A 16,476-nucleotide genomic window follows, 5' to 3' on the forward strand; every position below is an offset into this window, starting at 1 on the left:
AGACCGTCACTCTGCGTCACGTTTTGAATCGGATTTCAACGACTTGCGAGGCGAAGCGGATTCAGATGAGGAGCATATTGTCGGAACGTGAACTTAGAGCCGCAGCGCCAATGGATGATCAACGAGCAGCCGGTCGACTGTCGCAAGCTGCAGCCCCTCGACCTTGCATTGCGCAAGCAGCAGGCGATCGAAGGGATCACGCGTCTCCGGTTCCGGGTCGGCGGCCATGATGACGTGTGCGATATCGATGGGCAGGATCGTCAGCCCCGTGCCCTGCAGGTAGGCTGGAATAACGTCCAGGGCGAGTCCAGGCTGCAACTTGCCAAGTCGTGTCTTTATCGCGATTTCCCAAAGGCTCGCGACGCTGACGAAACCTTCGGTCGCAGCGTGCAAAAGCACACGTTGGACATCAGGAAAACGGTCCGTCAGCTTTCGTTGAACGATTGCGATGATCATATGCGTGTCGAGTAGCACACGCATATGATCACGGCAGCGGCTTGAGAAGAAAATCCTCCGGCAAAGGATCGTCGAAGTCGTCGGCTATATACATCTCTGTCCTGGTGATACCCTTGGAACGAAGATAGGCTTCGCCAGCCTCCAAGTTCAAACCACCGCGTTTTTGATGCGGCACGAGATCGAACACCGGCCGGCCGTTTCGCGTCACGACAATGGTCTCGCCTTCCTCAACCTCGCGGGCCAGCTCGGTCAGGCGGTTCTTCGCATCGCGGATCGAAACGGTCTTCATGCAGCTAAATGTAGCCACATGCAGCCACATCGTCAACGCCGCCACAAAAAAAGCCCGCCGTCACCGGCAGGCCTTCGATCGGTGTTTTTGAAAACCCGCTTACTTGCAGGCGCCGCAGAAGCGCTGGATGCGGCGGCAAGCTTCCTCGAGCTGCTCTTCCGAAGTCGCGTAGGAGATGCGGAAGTTCGGGCCGAGACCGAAGGCCGAACCGTGAACGACGGCAACGCCCTCCGTTTCCAGAAGCTCGGAAACGAAATCCTCGTCCGTCTCGATCACCTTGCCTGAAGGAGCCGTCTTGCCGATCAGCCCGGCGCAGGACGGATAAACATAGAAGGCGCCTTCCGGCACCGGGCAGACAATACCCTTGGCCTGATTCAGCATCGAAACGACGAGATCGCGACGGCCTTCGAAGATCTTCTTGTTCTGGGGGATGAAGTCCTGCGTGCCGTTCAGCGCTTCGACAGCCGCCCACTGGGCGATCGACGTCGCACCCGAGGTCTGCTGACCCTGGATCATGTCCATGGCCTTGATGAGCTGGATCGGGCCGGCCGCATAGCCGATACGCCAGCCGGTCATCGCATAGGCCTTGGAGACGCCGTTCATCGTCAGCGTGCGGTCGTAGAGCTTCGGCTCGACCTCCACGGGCGTGACGAACTTGAAGTCGCCATAGGTCAGGTGCTCGTACATGTCGTCGGTCAGCACCCAGACCTGAGGATGCTTCATCAGCACATCCGTCAGCGCCTTCAGCTCGTCCTGCGTATAGGCCGCCCCCGTCGGGTTGGACGGCGAGTTGAAGATGAACCACTTGGTCTTCGGCGTGATCACCTTTTCGAGATCGGCCGCCTGGAGCTTGAAGTTATGCTCCTGGGTGGCCGAAACGAAAACCGGCGTGCCGCCGCACAGCGCCACCATCTCAGGATAGGAAACCCAGTAAGGCGCTGGGATGACGACTTCGTCGCCGGGGTTCAGCGTTGCCATGAAGGCGTTGAAAAGAATCTGCTTGCCGCCGGTGCCGACGATCGTCTGCTCCCAGGAATAGTTGAGGCCGTTCTCGCGCTTGAACTTGGCGGCGATCGCCTTGCGCAGCTCGGGAATGCCGGAAACCGGGGTATACTTCGTTTCGCCGCGGTTGATCGCGTCGATGGCAGCCGTCTTGATATTATCGGGCGTATCGAAATCCGGTTCACCCGCGCCGAGGCCGATGACGTCACGTCCTTTTGCTTTCAGCTCGCGCGCTTTCTGGGAGACGGCGATGGTGGCTGAAGGCTTCACACGGGAAAGAGCATCGGCAAGGAAAGCCATGATAACGGTCCTAATGGTTGAAACGGGCAGAAAGCCGGGACCGGAGTTCTGCGGTTAGCTCTATGTCCAATGTATGACGGCATTTCAAGCGGAAAGGCGTCATGGTGGCATGATTCTTATTGATCGGTTCGCCGCGCCACCTGCCCGGCCTGCCGCCCCCTTCAGAGAGACTTGCGTCACGCGGTCGAAACGCCATGCGCAGATCTTGAATCAATCTCTGAAGTCATCCGGATTTATCCCCTGAAATCAGTGGCATCGCCGAATTCGGCCATTGCCACGAATAAGCCGCAACAAATGCCGCGCCACGCCGCAATTCGGTCGCGAGCGCGCCGAGATCGAAGCCGCATCATCCGGCATCCGAAATTGGTTATTGAGGGTATGCCAATGTTTCTGGAAGATGAGTTTATCATAGGGCGCATTCGTGCGCGCCGAATTTCCGTTTCAGTCCTTGTTGCCGTCACCGCCTTTGCAGCCTGCATCGCCGCGATGCTGGCGCTTGCCTCCGCCGCCCGCGCCGGGCAGACGCCGCAGGCATCCGCACAGCTCGCAGCGCTTGTCCGGCCGAACGACGTCAATAGCGGCTCGCTGCTCTTTCCGTCGAAGGAGCCTGGCTTCTATGTCGAAGCGCCGCGGCTGAAGAGTGATGTCGCAATCGATGTCTCCGGCCCGATCGCCAGGGTGAAGGTGACGCAGCGCTTCCAGAATCCGAGCCAGGGTTGGGTCGAAGGCACCTACGTCTTCCCGCTGCCGGACAATTCCGCCGTCGACGCGCTGAAAATGCAGATCGGCGAACGCTTCATCGAAGGCCAGATCAAGCCGCGCCAGGAAGCCCGCGAGATCTACGAGCAGGCCAAGGCCGAGGGCAAGAAGACAGCGTTGCTCGAACAGCAGCGGCCGAACATCTTCACCAACCAGGTCGCCAATATCGGTCCCGGCGAAACCATCGTCGTCCAGATCGAATACCAGCAGATGATCCACCAGTCGGGCGGCGAGTTCTCGCTGCGCTTCCCGATGGTCGTCGCACCGCGCTACAATCCGGCGCCGATCGTCCAGACCGTCGAGTTCAACAACGGCGCCGGTTTCGCCACCCCGCGCGACCCGGTGCAAAACCGCGACAAGATCGAAGCCCCGGTGCTTGATCCGCGTGAGAACGCCAGGATCAATCCAGTCGCGCTAACAGTCTACCTGAAAGCCGGCTTCCCGCTTGGCGACGTCAAATCCTCCTTCCATGCGGTCGATATCAGCCAGGACGGCGACCAGGCGAGAACGATCAGCCTGAAGGCAGACTCCGTTCCCGCCGACAAGGATTTCGAGCTCACTTGGAAAGCCGCTCCCGGCAAGATGCCGAGCGCCGGCCTCTTCCACGAGGTGATTGATGGTAAGACCTATTTGCTCGCCTTCGTCACCCCGCCCACGGCCCCGGATGCGGCAGCACCGCCGGCAAGACGCGAGGTGGTCTTCGTCATCGATAATTCCGGCTCGATGTCCGGCCCGTCTATCGAGCAGGCAAGGCAGAGCCTGGCGCTTGCCATCTCCAAGCTGAACCCCGACGACCGCTTCAACGTCATCCGTTTCGACGATACGATGACCGATTACTTCAAGGGTCTCGTCACTGCCACCCCTGACAATCGCGAAAAGGCGATCGCCTATGTCAGAGGCCTGACAGCCGACGGCGGCACGGAAATGCTGCCTGCCTTGCAGGCTGCGCTTCGTAACCAGGGACCGGTCGCAAGCGGAGCGCTGCGCCAGGTCGTGTTCCTGACGGATGGCGCGATCGGCAACGAACAGCAGCTTTTCCAGGAAATCACCGCAAACCGCGGCGATGCCCGCGTCTTCACCGTCGGCATCGGTTCGGCGCCGAACACCTATTTCATGACCAAGGCTGCCGAGATGGGCCGCGGCACCTTCACGGCGATCGGCTCGACCGACCAGGTGGCAAGCCGCATGGGCGAGCTTTTCGCCAAGCTGCAGAACCCAGCCATGACCGATATCACTGCCACCTTCGAAGGCATCGCAGCCGAGAATATCACGCCAAACCCGATGCCGGACCTCTATAGCGGCGAGCCCGTCGTGCTGACCGCGGAGCTGCCTGAGGAGAGGCCCGCCGGCAAGCTGCAGATCATCGGCAAGACAGGCGACCAGCCCTGGCGCGTCGAGATGGATATCGCCAATGCCGCCGACGGCAGCGGCATTTCCAAGCTCTGGGCACGCCGCAAGATCGACGATTTGGAGGCCCGTGCCTATGAGCGTCAGGATCCGGCCGCACTCGACAAGGATATCGAGACCGTGGCGCTCGCCCATCACCTCGTCTCCCGCGTCACCAGCCTGGTCGCCGTCGACGTCACCCCGTCTCGCCCGGTCGATCAGCCGCTCGGCTCGACCAAGCTGCCGCTCAACCTGCCGGATGGTTGGGACTTCGATAAAGTCTCCGGCGAAAACCCTGCCCCTCTTGGCGGCGCGGAGCGCCATGGCTCGGCTACGCCGGCAGGAAACGCCGGACCGGAGCAGGCCGAAACGCAGGCACTTGTCGCGTCGCCTGAGATCGCAAACATGATGGCCGCAGCCCCAACCGCCAAGGCGGCCACCATGATCGCGCAGAAGAGTTCGACCGTGACCCTGCCGCAGACGGCGACGCGCGCCGACGAGCAGATCATCCGCGGGCTTACCATGCTGCTCCTGGCACTGTCGGCGGCAAGCGGGCTGGCCGTCTGGCGGCGGCGGATCAAGCGCATTATCGCGGTCGGAGCCAAGCGCAATGGTCTCTAGGCTCTCCGCAAGCCAAAACGAGGAAGCGGCCGAATTCGAGCCGCTTCCAACCTATCTGGAACTCGCCATGGCCGCCGCCACGGCCTATGACAGGCCGAAGCCTCGCCAGCGGAAGGGGTTCTTCCTCTGGCGTCTTTCTTCGATCGAAAAGACGATCGCCTTTGCCATCGCCGGCCTTGCCCTCTATGGCCTGGCGCTGATCGGCGACGGCTTCCTGCTGAAGGCGAAGGCGGAGCTTTCCCAGGTTCTGCTGAAACGCGCCTTCGCCGCCGAACTGCAGGGGAAAGAGACAAAACCCTGGCCCTGGGCGGATTTCACCACGGAGGCCAAGGTGCGTGCCCCGCGCCTCGGCAAGGAGGCGATCGTGCTCTCCGGCGCCTCCGGCGAAGCTCTCGCCTTCGGTCCGGCCTGGCTCGTCAACACGCCACAGCCGGGCGAGGAAGGCACCTCCGTGATTGCCGCCCATCGCGACACGCATTTCCGCTGGCTGCAATATATAAGGCCCGGTGATACGATCGAGGTCACCCGCCGCGACGGCAAACTATTGACCTTTAAGGCCGGCGAGGGCCGCATCGCCCCGTGGGATGCCAACGGCATCGATCCCTCCTCCGATGGCCGTCGCCTGGTGCTGACCACTTGCTGGCCCTTCAATGCCACCGAACGCGGGCCGCTGCGCTACATCCTTGAGGCAGAATTGGTCGACGACCAGGCGACGGGCTCGGTTCAACCGGTAAACACAAAGCCGTTATTGCAGACCGAATGAGGTTGAAGCTCTCCCCTGCCCGCTCCACGTTCAGCCTGGAGAGACGACGGGGATGCAAGATGAAGAGAATGTCCGCCTTCCATTTCGCCGCAGCGCTGGTTCTGTTCGGCGCCGTATCCGCGGATGCGGCCGACACCATCAACACGCAGGATCTCGCGGTCCGTGTCGACAAGCTCGCCGACGGTCTCGAACATCCGTGGGCGGTCGAGGTCTTGCCCGATGGCGCCTATCTCGTCACCGAGCGGCCTGGCCGCATGCGGATCGTCCGCGACGGCAAGGTCTCCGGCCCGATCGGCGGCGTGCCCAAGGTTAGCGCCCATGGCCAGGGCGGCCTGATGGACGTGGCGCTCGCGCCGGACTTTGCGACATCTCGCAAACTCTATTTCACCGCCGCCATCGCCAACAGCCAGGGCTCCGGCACCGAAGCCTTCAGCGCCACGCTTTCCACTGACGAGAAGACACTCGACGCCGTGAGGCCTATCTTCACAATGCGGCGCTTCACCTCGGGCAATATCCAGTACGGCTCGCGCATCGCGATTGCTCCCGACGGCTCGCTGTTCATCAGCGTCGGCGATCGCGGCAACCGCGACCGCTCGCAGAACTGGCAGGACGATGCCGGCTCGATCATCCACATCAATGCCGATAGCAGCATCCCTGCCGACAATCCATTCAAGGATGGGGGCAAGGCGCTGCCGGAAATCTGGTCGAAAGGCCACCGCAACCCGCAGGGCATCACCTTCGACGCCAAGGATGGCAAGCTCTATACCGTCGAACACGGCGCGCGTGGCGGCGACGAGATCAACCAGCCCGAGGCCGGCAAGAATTACGGTTGGCCGATCATCACCTATGGCCGCGACTATTCGGGTGCCGAGATCGGCGAAGGCACCGCCAAAGAAGGGCTGCAACAGCCGCTGCATTATTGGGATCCTTCGATCGCGCCTGGCGCCCTCGTCGTCTATCGCGGTGCCATGTTTCCGGAATGGGACGGCAATTTCCTCGTCGCGGCGCTGAAGTTCCAGCTGCTCTCGCGCATGCAGCGTGACGACAGTGGCGCCTTCGTTGCCGAGGAGCGCCTGTTCGAGGGTGAATACGGCCGCATCCGCGACGTTGTCGTCGCACCCGACGGCGCCCTGCTGATGGTGACGGACGAGGACGACGGCGCGCTGCTCAGGATCTCAAGAGCCCAAGCCCGTAACGGCTGAGACGTCACAGCAAGCCGCGCAATTCCTTACGGATGACGAATTTCAGCCCGGACCAGATCTCGTCGACGGCGCAGACCTTGATGTCGACGAGGCCCATCGGAAGCAGAACCTCCCGCAGCACGTCCTCGGTGACATCAGTCGGCACACTCGAACTCTTCTTAGGCCAGGAGATCCAGACCATGCCATTCGGCACCAGAACAGGCAGGAGTGCAGGCGCGGTCCGCTCTAGCACGGTCCGTTCGGTCGTAAAGAGATGCACATAGTCGAATACGCGGGCGGGCGTCTCCGGAAGTGCCCGAACGACCGAGGCAAACCCGTCGAAACCGTTGATATCGCCGATCGTTTCAGGAACGCTGAGAAGAGCCGCCGCCTGCCCGCGCGCAAGGCCGAGCTTCCTGGCCAGCGGCGTGCCGGAATAACCGGCCGCCTTGGGCGCTGTCGTGTCGTCAGCCTGCGGCCTCTCTTCGCCTCGCATGCCTTCACCTCCGCCAATCCGCGTGAAGTCTTCACCCTTGCCGAAAGGAAACGCAACTGCTAACCGCTTGGGCACATCTCCCTTCCCCATCGAGGACGACATGACGCGCGTTCAGGCGAACCTCCTCCTATTGCTCGCAGCCGCCATCTGGGGCGGCGGCTTCGTCGCGCAGTCGACGGCGATGAAGGCAATCGGCCCTTTCTGGTTCATCGGCCTGCGTTTTGCCGTCGCCACGCTGGCCGTGCTGCCTTTCGTCCTTTTCGAAGCGCGCAAGGCAAAGGAGAAGACCAGCGCACGCCATGCGAAGCTCTATATCCTGATCGGCCTTGCCCTTTTCGGCGGTGCAGCCACGCAGCAGGTCGGACTGCAGACGACGACGGTGACGAATTCCAGCTTCATCACCGGCCTCTATGTCGTCTTCGTGCCTGTTATCGCCGTGTTCTTCCTGCGCCGTGCCCCACACTGGATCATCTGGCCGGGCGCGCTGATGGCTGTCACCGGCATCTATCTCCTGTCCGGCGGCCATATCTCGGCGCTGACGCCAGGCGATCTGCTGACCGTCGTCTGCGCCGTCTTCTGGGCGATCCAGATCACCCTTGCCGGCACGACCGTTTCAGAGACCGGAAGGCCGCTCGCGCTCTCCGCAGTGCAATTCGCCGTCACCGCAGTCTGTGCGCTGGCCGTTGCCGCAGCCGTCGAACCGGTCAGCCTTTCGGCGATACGGGCCGCAGCGCCGGAGATCCTTTATGTCGGCATCTTCTCATCGGGCGTTGCTTTCGTGCTGCAGGTGATCGGCCAGCGCTACACAACGCCCTCGCAGGCCGCGATCTTCCTTTCTTCCGAAGCACTCTTTGGCGCCTCACTCGCCGCCCTGCTGCTCGGCGAGACGATGCCGGCAACAGGCTATGCAGGTTGCGCGCTAATGTTTATCGCTATGCTTGTAGTCGAACTCGTGCCGGGACTGACCCGCCGGCGCTTGCCAGCCGCGTGAAAACGCGTCCAAATATAGGCGAGTCACGCATCGGAAAAAAAATTCATTTGCCGCGAGAGACGCGTTCACGTTGCATTTTTGGGAAAATCTGCTCGGAACTTATATTGCAGACGATATAAAACGTTAATCATTCCCTATCAGCGAAGGAAATTTTGCGTTTTTGCGCAAATTGGATATAGGCAGGGGTGTGCCCGCAACGACACGCCAAAAAACTTTTGCTTGCCAAAATCCTTTAAACGCAGCACTCTCAGCGCGTTCGGGCATTTTGCGAGCATGGGAAGTCCTTAAGTATTTGCGCGCCGGGAACGCTAATATCCCGGTCAGCCGGTTCCGAAAATGGCGGGCGAAAGTCCTGCCTGGAACAGGCCGAGGTAGAGGGGACCTTTTTCTCAAATTTCAAGAATTGCCTGCCAACACCTCCCCGCAAGGAGGCAATGCTATGATGCTGCCCGTGTGGATGGCGGGCAGAGAGAAAAGGACCTGAGGCATGGCAGAGACTGGCACTGTAAAATTCTTCAATACCGACAAAGGCTTCGGCTTCATCAAGCCGGACCGGGGCGGCGCCGATATCTTCGTTCACATTTCTGCCGTTCAGGCCTCTGGCCTGGCCGGTCTGACGGAAAACCAGAAGGTTAGCTTCGACACGGAGCCGGATCGCCGCGGCAAGGGCCCGAAGGCCGTCAATCTGCAGATTGCGGGCTGAACCCTTAACAAGGCTGGCGAGTTCGAGTTGAAGCCCGGCAGCAATGCCGGGTTTTGTCGTTCAGCCTTCGTTCAGCTACAAATCTGTACTGCTCTCATCATCGAGAAAGGGGCCGGCGTTCGGTTCCCGGGATTAGGATTTATGCTTATGAACAGGCTCGCCAAGACCCTTCTGCTGACGGCAACCGCTGCAGCACTCACGCTTTCCGCCATCGGTGAAGCGTCGGCCCGCGACCGCCACTGGCGCCACGGCAATCACGGCAACAACGATGCGTGGGTCGGCGGCGCCGTCGGCCTTGCCACCGGCCTGATCGTCGGTTCGGCCATCGCCAACGCCAATAATGGTCCGGCCTACGAAGAGCGCCGCTACATCGACCCGGCCTACGAGCCGGATTATTACGAACCCGCTCCGGTCTATCGCGCCCCGCGCCGCGTCTATGTCGATCAGCCGCAATATGTTGAGCAACCGCGATACTATGCGCCCGTCCGCACAGCAGTAGAGCCCTGGTCGCCGCAATGGGAGCGCTATTGCTCCTACCGCTACCGCTCCTTCGATCCGCGCAGCGGCACCTATATCGGCAATGACGGCCGCAGCCACTTCTGCACCGCCGGCTAATCCCTCGATTATCCCCAATGCCAAGCGCCGCTTTTCAGCGGCGCTTTTGTTTTGCCTGGGTCAACCGGCCTTCTTGTTCCTAGAGCATGATGCCGAAAAGTGTGCGCGGTTTTCGGACGACATCATGCTCTATTTCTTTGATTTAGATCAGGCTTCAGATTTTAGGCCGATCGGGCCTAAAATCATCCTGATCTGGAGCATGGACTCGGCCTCGGCATCAAAATCGGTCGAGACGCTCACGGTGCGCCACATCCGATCGGCTTCGATGCGCGCCGCATCCGCCTTTTCGACATTGCGTACCGCATCGCTGCCGAGCAGCAGCCGGAACGGCGGCTCTTCGAGACCGGCAATGTGGATGACGACTGCAGCCGCTCTGGCAGGATCGCCGGGCTGGCGACCATCATACTCACGCTGGAAGCGCACCGTAGCGCCGACCGTCTCCGCGTAGTCCTGCCGCCCTTCGGCAAGCACCGTCGAGGAGCCGGCGAAATCGGTCCTGAAGCCGCCGGGCTCGATCACCGTCACCCTGATGCCGAACGGCGCGACCTCTTTCGACAGTACCTCGGAAAAGCCCTCGACAGCGAATTTCGCCGCCGAATAGGCGCCGCGCCCGGCAGGTCCGATCCGGCCGCCGACCGATGAGAACTGGATGATGTGCCCCGCCCCCTGCCCGCGCATCAGGGCGATGACCGCCTTGGTCATGATGATCGTGCCGAAGAGATTGGTCTCGATCTGGGCGCGGAAATCGGCAAGACTGGTATCCTCGATCGAGCCGACATTGCCGTAGCCGGCATTGTTGACGAGCACGTCGATGCGCCCGAACCTCTTCACAGCAGCCTCGACTGCTGCCGCTGCCGCCGCCTCGTCGGTCACGTCAAGCGCCAGCGTCAGGACCTGATCGCCATACCGCTCGGAAAGATCGGCAAGCTGGCCGGGATCGCGCGCTGTTGCCACCAGATTGTCGCCAGCGGGCAATACCGCCTCCGCCAGCGCCCGGCCGAGACCGCGCGAACTCCCTGTTATCAACCAGACTCTGAACATCGGAAACTCTCCTTCTTTGGTTCCCGGTTCATGTATGATCTATTGTATCCGATCGAAAGAAGGTACCCAGACGATCTATACACACCCTGAGGTAACTGACTTGACCAGCGACATCTTCGATTTCTGCAGCAGCATGACGGACGAACAGGATGGGCGGGCCCGTGAACTGATCGAGCGAGCGGCGGCGAAATGGCCGCTACGCATCCTGCATGTGCTCTCCGATGCCGGCGCGCCCTTGCGCTTCTCGCGCCTTATGGAGAGGGTCGAGGGCATCAGCCAGAAAGTGCTGACGCAGACGCTGCGCACCCTCGAAAGAGATGGCCTCATCATCCGCACGCTCTATCCCGAAGTGCCGCCGCGCGTCGAATACGAGTTGACGCCGCTCGGACGCGATCTCCTCATGCAGGTCGCCACGCTCTGGCGTTGGATCGTCGAACACCTCGACGATTTCGATGCGCGCAAAGCCGTCAAGCTGATGGCTACCGCCAACGCTTAAGCCGGAATGCGGATCGTTGCTCTCAGCCCACCGAGCGGGCTGTCACTGAGCGTGACGTTGCCGCCGTGGCTGCGGGCAATGTCGCGGGCGATCGCAAGGCCGAGGCCGGTGCCTGATGCATCGAGGTTGCGCGCCGTATCCAGCCGGAAGAACGGCTTGAACACGTCCTCACGGTTCTTTTCGGGAATGCCAGGCCCGTCATCGTCGAAGATGACGGTCAGCCATTTGGCATTGTGCTTGGCCTCGATGTCGAGACTATCGGCATACCGGCGCGCGTTCGAGGCAAGGTTGGTGACGAGACGCATGAAGGCGTTCGGTCTGACGGAAATATCGTCATCGCCTTCGATCGAATAGTTGAATTTTTTACCGTGCAGGGCGAAATCGGATTCCAGCTTTGCGAAGATCTCGCTGAGTTTCAGCTGGCCGACATCCTCTTCGACCTCGCCGCGTGCAAAGGCCATGTAGGCCTCCAGCATGGTCTGCATGTCGTTGACGTCATCGTTGAGGCCATGCAGGTCGGGATTGTCGCCGGCCAGCGCCAGTTGCAGCTTGAAGCGGGTGAGGATGGTGCGCAGATCATGGCTGACGCCGGAGAGCATCGCGGTGCGCTGCTCGATCTGTCGTTCGATTCGCTCGCGCATCAGGATGAAGGCAAGGCCGGCGCGCCTGACCTCGTCGGCGCCGCGCGGATAGAAATTATCGGGCTTCTGCCCCTTGCCGAAGCTTTCCGCCGCGCGCGCCAGGGTGAGGATCGGCCGGATCTGCCCGCGCAGGAAGAGGATCGAGATGCCGATCAGCACCAGCGAAGTGCCGACCATCCAGACGATGAAGATATGCGTGTTGGAGGCATAGGTCTGGCTGCGCTTGGTCAGCACCCGCAGGATCTTGTTGTCGAGTTTGATGCGGATCTCGACGAGGTTCGAGTTGCCGACCGTGTCGATCCAGAAAGGCCGATGGATCTCGTCGGTGATCTCGTCGCTGAGGATGCCGTCGAGGATCGAGAAGAACGGCTTGACGCGCGGCGGCGGCAGGTCGCCGTCCGGCTCGATCGAGATCTGCAGGCTCAGCTGGTCGCGAGCGATGCGGATGATCTCGCTGTAGTCCGAATTCTGCGGATAGGTCTCGATGATCTCGATGATCGCGGCAATGTCACGGGTGACCGCAAGCGACAGCCGCTCCGTCACCATTTGCCAGTGGCGCTCCATGAAGACGGCGGCGACGACGGATTGCAAGAGCACCATCGGAATGATGATGATCAGCAGCGAGCGAGCGTAAAGTCCCGTCGGCAGCCGGCGGCGCAGCCAGCGGACGATCGAGCGCCAGCCCGGCGCAGAAGTGCGGTCTTCCCGCCGCAAGCTGTCGATCGTCACCATCAGCGCCGGTCCCGAACCTTGAGTTTAGTCGATGCTCAGCCTGTATCCGATGCCGCGCACGGTCTGCAGCCAGACCGGATTGGCGGGATCATCCTCGATCTTACGCCGCAACCGGTTGATCTGCACGTCGATCGTCCGCTCGCCAACTTCGGTATCGTTGCCGATCAGTTCATGGCGCGGGATCGTGTCGCCGGCGCGGCGCGCAAAGAGCAGCATGATCTCCTGCTCGCGGTCGGTGAGCCGGATCACCTCACTGGCTTTCTTCAGTTCCTTGCGGGTCAGCGAGAAGGTGTAGGGGCCGAACATCACCTGTTCGATCTTCGGTCCCTCGCCGCCGACGTTGCGACGCAGGATGTTGTTGATGCGCAGCACCAGTTCGCGCGGGTCGAAGGGCTTGGAAAGATAGTCATCGGCGCCCGCCTCGAGGCCTTCGATGCGGTTGCCCGATTCTGCCAGCGCCGTCAGCATGATGATCGGGACGTTCTTGATGGCGCGAAGCCCGCGGGTAACCTCGATGCCGGATTCGCCGGGCATCATCACATCCATGATGATCAGGTCGAAATCGAGACCCGCAAGCTTGCGCTGCGCCTCGGCGCCATCGGCGGCGACGGTGACGCGGAAGCCGTTCTCGGCGAGATAACGATTGAGCAGCGCGCGGATGCGGGAGTCGTCATCGACCACCAGCAAGTGCGCCGCATCGTCGGAAATACCTGTCTTGACCGCCATTCAATCCGCCTTCTGTCTGTCCCGCATGCCGCTGAGGAAGGCTTTTACGCCTTCTCGCACCTCCGCAGAAGCCCCCTCGAATGCCCGCTCAATGCGGCGCGATTGCGGCTCGGCAAGCGCAAGCGCAAGCTCTCGTCCCGATTTCGTCGGATAGAGCTTGCGCTGCCGCCGGTCCTCGGGACCTGCCACCTGGCGAATATAGCCTGAATCGATCAGCTGTTTCAGCACCCTTGCAAGGCTCTGCTTGGTGATCTTCAGCGTATCGAGAAGATCGGCCACCGTCATGCCGGGATTGCGGTTGACGAAATGCACGACGCGGTGATGCGCCCGGCCGAATCCGCTCTTCTCAAGGATAGCGTCAGGATCGGAAACGAAGTCGCGATAGGCGAAGAAGAACAGCTCGATGATCTCGAAATCGATGATGCCTGTATCTTCCATCGGCGTGGCCAGCGGCTCTGGCTTGCCTGCTTTCGGGCCGGTCTGTCGTGACACTCGGCATTTCCTTTCTTTTCCGCGCACTGCGGGAAACTTTCGCGAAGATATGCCGCTTTATTGATATAAATTTGCGCCGCTATCAGCTTCCGCGAACTCTGCGGGAGCCCCGCACGGTCTCTCATTTCCCTGGCACTTCCCGGGAAACCAAGGCCCGTCCGGCACTCCGACGCAATACGCGATTTCCGCTTGCGTCTGTGGATAAAACGTAATGGGGACAACAATCAACAGGCATGGCGCTTGAAGTGCCGGAGGAGTTTGGGGATGGCTTCGATTCCTTTGGATGAGCTGGACGGGGGCGCAGGCCAACCGCATCAACGTCGCCATCGCCATCTGGCAATGGGGACGGCTATTTCAGCCCGACCGAAAAGCTGAAGGGCATCCGCCTCGATCCGAAGGCTCCCTGCGCCTCAAGGCTGCCGGTCTCTAAATGATCTGCACATTTCCAAACACGCCGCCGAAGCCAAGGGCCACGCCGATGAAATGATGCTCGATTATCGCGGCGAGGTCATTGAGGCGACCGGCGGCAACATCTTCTTCATCAAAGACGGCGTCATTCACACGCCGACCCTGGATTGCTTCCTGAACGGCATCATTCGCCAGACCGTCATCGACTCGGTCCCGAAATCGGCCCGTATAGCATCACGCCGTCGACGATCTCCGAAACAGGGATGAACGACTACATGAAGGCAGCCTATCCGGCGGCGATCGCCGCCGAATGAGGCCACCACGCAATCGGTCCGGCCGAGTACAGACCCCTCGGGCCGTTTATCTATGCGCCCGTGCCATGACCAGTCCGGCGAGCGTCGAGAGGATGCCGCCGCCGATCAAGCCGCCGATGCCGTCGGCGATCAGGCCGGTCATAGCCGCTTCTCCACCGACCATGCTGAGCAGCATACCGCCGGCGACGCCGCCGATCGCACCGGCGATCGTCCTGGCGACGACATTGATCGCCTGCTGCTTCAAAGCGGCGCTCGCGGCGTTGCCACCGATTGCACCGGCAATCAATTGTGTGATGAGCGGAAGTAGCGCTTCCATGATTTCCTCCTCTGGCGATCTCCCCGATCGCCGATCCATACCGAACCTTCGGCATATTAGTATTTTATCATATTTTGGAGGAAAGCGTTAAGAAAAATCAACCGAAGCGGGATTAAGGCAGGGAGAAGCGCCCCGGAACGAGGCGGTCCGACGTCCGCCTCGCCTCAGTTTCTGTCGATCACGTCATTGATAGACGTAGACGATCCGGCGCGTACCGGGATCGACCAGAACCGGCCGATCGTTGATCCTCGTATAGCGGAACTCGTAGTCGGGAACCGTCTGGAAGGTGACGTCTGCAGGCACTTCCGCGCCGACCACGACATCGCCGCCAAGCTGCACCGTCTCACCCGGATTGGTTTCGATATAGGTGCGCACCGTCTCCGGCGGGGTGATAGTCTCGACCGCTCCCACGGGGCCGAGCAACTCGTCGCCCGGTGCCGGCTGCGGATCGGCCGGAACGACACTGGCGGTCGACTCATAGGTCACGCTGGGAACACCGATCTCGGCGCGGTGCTGCTCGACGATGACAGAGCTGCCGCCGTGATCGACCTGCAGATAATCGGCATAGACCCAGCCGCGCATGCCGTTGACGTCGACACGGCACCAGCGGCTGCCTTCGATGCAACCGTCGAGAACTGCGGTGGAGCCGCGGGTGGCAAGACCGACCGAGGGATATTGCGGGCCGGGGCCAGCGCGAACGTTGAGATCGTTGACCGTCGTCGCCATCATCTCCGCCTGCGCAAGACCGGCGCTAGCCATCAGCACCGCGCCTGCCAGCAGAAAGTTTCTCTTCAAGGTCATGTGATCGTCTCCTAGGTTTCGATGGGCTGACAACGCGCGGGGTTCCACGATGTTCCCCTGTGCTCCGCCAAGCGAAACACTACTAGCGTGAGATTTCATGCAAACGTTTGGAAGAATTGAGAAAAGCTCGATTTTCTCGCCCTGCGACGATGGCGAAGAGGGCATAAATTCTTGTTGCAGTCCGTCTTTTTACCGTGAGGCACACCGCCAATGTCACAAGATTCCGGCTGTCCTTGCCGTCGTTTCGGACTATACCCGAAGCAACAGAGACACCAAGCGAGGCACTTATGGGCATGCTCCAGGCCGGCGTCATTCCGCTGACACCTTTCCAGCAAAACTGCACGATCTTCTTCGATCCCGACACCAAGGAAGGCGTCGTAGTCGATCCCGGCGGCGACGTGCCGCTCATCCTGCAGGCGATTGCCCAGAACGGCCTGACAATCAAGGAAATCTGGCTGACACACGGCCATCTCGACCATGCCGGCGGCGCCAGAGAATTGAAGGAAGCTCTCGGCATCGACGTGGTTGGCCCACATCAGGACGACCTGCCGCTGCTGCAGCGGATCGAAACCCAGGCTGAAAAATACGGCATATCAGGATTGCGTAACGTCGTGCCCGACCGCTGGCTGAAAGACGGCGACAAGATTTCTTTCGGCGCCCATGAATTCGAGGTCTATCACACGCCCGGCCATGCCCCCGGCCACATCATCTATTTCAACCGTGCGCAGAATTTCGCCCATCTCGGCGATGTCCTCTTCAACGGCTCGATCGGCCGCACCGACCTGCCGGGCGGCGATCATCAGCAGCTTCTCGATTCGATCCGCGACAAGGTATTGCCGCTTGGGGACGACGTCGGCTTCATCTGCGGCCACGGCCCCGGCAGCCGCATCGGCGACGAGCGGCGAAGCAATCCATTTCTGCAGGAGATCAAACCTCGGAGTATCTGA

18 protein-coding genes and 1 pseudogene are annotated in these 16,476 nt (G+C 61.1%); 9 read left to right on the top strand and 10 right to left on the bottom strand.

Features of this window, described 5'->3' with window-relative positions; genetic code table 11:
* Positions 1–93: 93 nt before the first annotated feature.
* The 3 genes from RLCC275e_RS15400 to RLCC275e_RS15410 form a co-directional block, all read right to left on the bottom strand.
* A complete protein-coding gene (locus RLCC275e_RS15400) occupies positions 94–480 on the bottom strand; it encodes a type II toxin-antitoxin system VapC family toxin (protein WP_033180199.1) in 387 nt (128 codons plus the stop codon).
* Between the two features lie 4 nt (positions 481–484).
* Positions 485–745, bottom strand: coding sequence for a type II toxin-antitoxin system Phd/YefM family antitoxin (locus RLCC275e_RS15405; RefSeq protein WP_011652922.1), 261 nt, complete (start codon positions 743–745; stop codon positions 485–487).
* Positions 746–844: 99 nt separating this feature from the next.
* The gene (locus tag RLCC275e_RS15410) at positions 845–2,047 is read right to left on the bottom strand and encodes a pyridoxal phosphate-dependent aminotransferase (protein ID WP_033180198.1); all 1,203 of its coding nucleotides are present in this window, start codon (positions 2,045–2,047) and stop codon (positions 845–847) included.
* A 384-nt stretch (positions 2,048–2,431) separates the two neighbouring features.
* Between RLCC275e_RS15410 and RLCC275e_RS15415 the strand changes: the two genes are divergently transcribed.
* The 3 genes from RLCC275e_RS15415 to RLCC275e_RS15425 are packed head-to-tail and all read left to right on the top strand — an operon-like array spanning position 2,432 to position 6,778.
* Positions 2,432–4,813, top strand: a complete 2,382-nt coding sequence (locus RLCC275e_RS15415; RefSeq protein WP_033180197.1) for a marine proteobacterial sortase target protein — start codon at positions 2,432–2,434, stop codon at positions 4,811–4,813.
* On the top strand, positions 4,803–5,576 hold the full coding sequence (locus RLCC275e_RS15420) for a class GN sortase (protein WP_033180196.1): 774 nt from the start codon (positions 4,803–4,805) through the stop codon (positions 5,574–5,576). Before RLCC275e_RS15415 ends, RLCC275e_RS15420 begins: the two co-directional genes overlap by 11 nt.
* A gap of 59 nt (positions 5,577–5,635) precedes the next feature.
* The gene (locus tag RLCC275e_RS15425; RefSeq protein WP_033180195.1) at positions 5,636–6,778 is read left to right on the top strand and encodes a PQQ-dependent sugar dehydrogenase; all 1,143 of its coding nucleotides are present in this window, start codon (positions 5,636–5,638) and stop codon (positions 6,776–6,778) included.
* A 4-nt stretch (positions 6,779–6,782) separates the two neighbouring features.
* Here the strand turns inward: RLCC275e_RS15425 and RLCC275e_RS15430 are convergent, their stop codons facing one another.
* Positions 6,783–7,253, bottom strand: a complete 471-nt coding sequence (locus RLCC275e_RS15430) for a hypothetical protein (protein ID WP_033180194.1) — start codon at positions 7,251–7,253, stop codon at positions 6,783–6,785.
* Between the two features lie 100 nt (positions 7,254–7,353).
* On the opposite strand from RLCC275e_RS15430, the gene RLCC275e_RS15435 reads away from it, so the two are divergent.
* The 3 genes from RLCC275e_RS15435 to RLCC275e_RS15445 all read left to right on the top strand — a co-directional run bounded on the left by RLCC275e_RS15435 (position 7,354) and on the right by RLCC275e_RS15445 (position 9,562).
* Positions 7,354–8,244 carry a DMT family transporter gene (locus tag RLCC275e_RS15435; RefSeq protein ID WP_033180193.1) on the top strand — a complete coding sequence of 297 codons (891 nt, stop codon included), beginning with the start codon at positions 7,354–7,356 and terminating at the stop codon, positions 8,242–8,244.
* Positions 8,245–8,731: 487 nt separating this feature from the next.
* The gene (locus RLCC275e_RS15440) at positions 8,732–8,947 is read left to right on the top strand and encodes a cold-shock protein (protein ID WP_003561293.1); all 216 of its coding nucleotides are present in this window, start codon (positions 8,732–8,734) and stop codon (positions 8,945–8,947) included.
* A 141-nt stretch (positions 8,948–9,088) separates the two neighbouring features.
* Positions 9,089–9,562, top strand: coding sequence for a BA14K family protein (locus RLCC275e_RS15445; protein WP_027683600.1), 474 nt, complete (start codon positions 9,089–9,091; stop codon positions 9,560–9,562).
* Positions 9,563–9,709: 147 nt separating this feature from the next.
* Here the strand turns inward: RLCC275e_RS15445 and RLCC275e_RS15450 are convergent, their stop codons facing one another.
* Positions 9,710–10,603, bottom strand: a complete 894-nt coding sequence (locus RLCC275e_RS15450) for an oxidoreductase (protein ID WP_033180192.1) — start codon at positions 10,601–10,603, stop codon at positions 9,710–9,712.
* A gap of 34 nt (positions 10,604–10,637) precedes the next feature.
* On the opposite strand from RLCC275e_RS15450, the gene RLCC275e_RS15455 reads away from it, so the two are divergent.
* Positions 10,638–11,099 carry a winged helix-turn-helix transcriptional regulator gene (locus RLCC275e_RS15455; RefSeq protein ID WP_082229717.1) on the top strand — a complete coding sequence of 154 codons (462 nt, stop codon included), beginning with the start codon at positions 10,638–10,640 and terminating at the stop codon, positions 11,097–11,099.
* Here RLCC275e_RS15455 and RLCC275e_RS15460 read toward each other — a convergent pair.
* Genes RLCC275e_RS15460 through RLCC275e_RS15470 form a run of 3 tightly spaced genes read right to left on the bottom strand, consistent with a single transcriptional unit; the run spans position 11,096 to position 13,690 of the window.
* Positions 11,096–12,472, bottom strand: coding sequence for an ATP-binding protein (locus RLCC275e_RS15460; protein WP_003561297.1), 1,377 nt, complete (start codon positions 12,470–12,472; stop codon positions 11,096–11,098). The genes RLCC275e_RS15455 and RLCC275e_RS15460 overlap by 4 nt on opposite strands.
* A 24-nt stretch (positions 12,473–12,496) precedes the next feature.
* A complete protein-coding gene (locus RLCC275e_RS15465; protein WP_003561298.1) occupies positions 12,497–13,198 on the bottom strand; it encodes a response regulator in 702 nt (233 codons plus the stop codon).
* Positions 13,199–13,690 carry a MarR family winged helix-turn-helix transcriptional regulator gene (locus RLCC275e_RS15470; protein WP_003561299.1) on the bottom strand — a complete coding sequence of 164 codons (492 nt, stop codon included), beginning with the start codon at positions 13,688–13,690 and terminating at the stop codon, positions 13,199–13,201.
* A 283-nt stretch (positions 13,691–13,973) separates the two neighbouring features.
* On the opposite strand from RLCC275e_RS15470, the pseudogene RLCC275e_RS34750 reads away from it, so the two are divergent.
* A pseudogene (locus RLCC275e_RS34750) lies at positions 13,974–14,412 on the top strand (aminotransferase class IV); the annotation flags it as partial.
* A 46-nt stretch (positions 14,413–14,458) separates the two neighbouring features.
* Here the strand turns inward: RLCC275e_RS34750 and RLCC275e_RS15480 are convergent.
* Both RLCC275e_RS15480 and RLCC275e_RS15485 read right to left on the bottom strand, forming a co-directional pair.
* Complete coding sequence (locus RLCC275e_RS15480; protein WP_003541697.1) at positions 14,459–14,728, bottom strand: hypothetical protein; 270 nt, start codon at positions 14,726–14,728, stop codon at positions 14,459–14,461.
* A gap of 183 nt (positions 14,729–14,911) precedes the next feature.
* Positions 14,912–15,529, bottom strand: a complete 618-nt coding sequence (locus RLCC275e_RS15485; protein ID WP_033180191.1) for a DUF1236 domain-containing protein — start codon at positions 15,527–15,529, stop codon at positions 14,912–14,914.
* Positions 15,530–15,816: 287 nt separating this feature from the next.
* Between RLCC275e_RS15485 and RLCC275e_RS15490 the strand changes: the two genes are divergently transcribed.
* The gene (locus RLCC275e_RS15490) at positions 15,817–16,476 is read left to right on the top strand and encodes an MBL fold metallo-hydrolase (RefSeq protein ID WP_033180190.1); all 660 of its coding nucleotides are present in this window, start codon (positions 15,817–15,819) and stop codon (positions 16,474–16,476) included.

The organism is Rhizobium brockwellii, assembly GCF_000769405.2.
Taxonomy (GTDB): Bacteria; Pseudomonadota; Alphaproteobacteria; order Rhizobiales; family Rhizobiaceae; genus Rhizobium; species Rhizobium brockwellii.

Coding starts and splice junctions, on each gene's coding strand:
- RLCC275e_RS15435 (WP_033180193.1), top strand. CDS start 7,354: ATGACGCGCGTTCAGGCGAACCTCCTCCTATTGCTCGCAGCCGCCATC.
- RLCC275e_RS15425 (WP_033180195.1), top strand. CDS start 5,636: ATGAAGAGAATGTCCGCCTTCCATTTCGCCGCAGCGCTGGTTCTGTTC.
- RLCC275e_RS15460 (WP_003561297.1), bottom strand. CDS start 12,472: ATGGTGACGATCGACAGCTTGCGGCGGGAAGACCGCACTTCTGCGCCG.
- RLCC275e_RS15455 (WP_082229717.1), top strand. CDS start 10,638: ATGATCTATTGTATCCGATCGAAAGAAGGTACCCAGACGATCTATACA.
- RLCC275e_RS15445 (WP_027683600.1), top strand. CDS start 9,089: ATGCTTATGAACAGGCTCGCCAAGACCCTTCTGCTGACGGCAACCGCT.
- RLCC275e_RS15405 (WP_011652922.1), bottom strand. CDS start 745: ATGAAGACCGTTTCGATCCGCGATGCGAAGAACCGCCTGACCGAGCTG.
- RLCC275e_RS15480 (WP_003541697.1), bottom strand. CDS start 14,728: ATGGAAGCGCTACTTCCGCTCATCACACAATTGATTGCCGGTGCAATC.
- RLCC275e_RS15440 (WP_003561293.1), top strand. CDS start 8,732: ATGGCAGAGACTGGCACTGTAAAATTCTTCAATACCGACAAAGGCTTC.
- RLCC275e_RS15430 (WP_033180194.1), bottom strand. CDS start 7,253: ATGCGAGGCGAAGAGAGGCCGCAGGCTGACGACACGACAGCGCCCAAG.
- RLCC275e_RS15400 (WP_033180199.1), bottom strand. CDS start 480: ATGCGTGTGCTACTCGACACGCATATGATCATCGCAATCGTTCAACGA.
- RLCC275e_RS15415 (WP_033180197.1), top strand. CDS start 2,432: ATGTTTCTGGAAGATGAGTTTATCATAGGGCGCATTCGTGCGCGCCGA.
- RLCC275e_RS15410 (WP_033180198.1), bottom strand. CDS start 2,047: ATGGCTTTCCTTGCCGATGCTCTTTCCCGTGTGAAGCCTTCAGCCACC.
- RLCC275e_RS15465 (WP_003561298.1), bottom strand. CDS start 13,198: ATGGCGGTCAAGACAGGTATTTCCGACGATGCGGCGCACTTGCTGGTG.
- RLCC275e_RS15450 (WP_033180192.1), bottom strand. CDS start 10,603: ATGTTCAGAGTCTGGTTGATAACAGGGAGTTCGCGCGGTCTCGGCCGG.
- RLCC275e_RS15420 (WP_033180196.1), top strand. CDS start 4,803: ATGGTCTCTAGGCTCTCCGCAAGCCAAAACGAGGAAGCGGCCGAATTC.
- RLCC275e_RS15490 (WP_033180190.1), top strand. CDS start 15,817: ATGGGCATGCTCCAGGCCGGCGTCATTCCGCTGACACCTTTCCAGCAA.
- RLCC275e_RS15485 (WP_033180191.1), bottom strand. CDS start 15,529: ATGACCTTGAAGAGAAACTTTCTGCTGGCAGGCGCGGTGCTGATGGCT.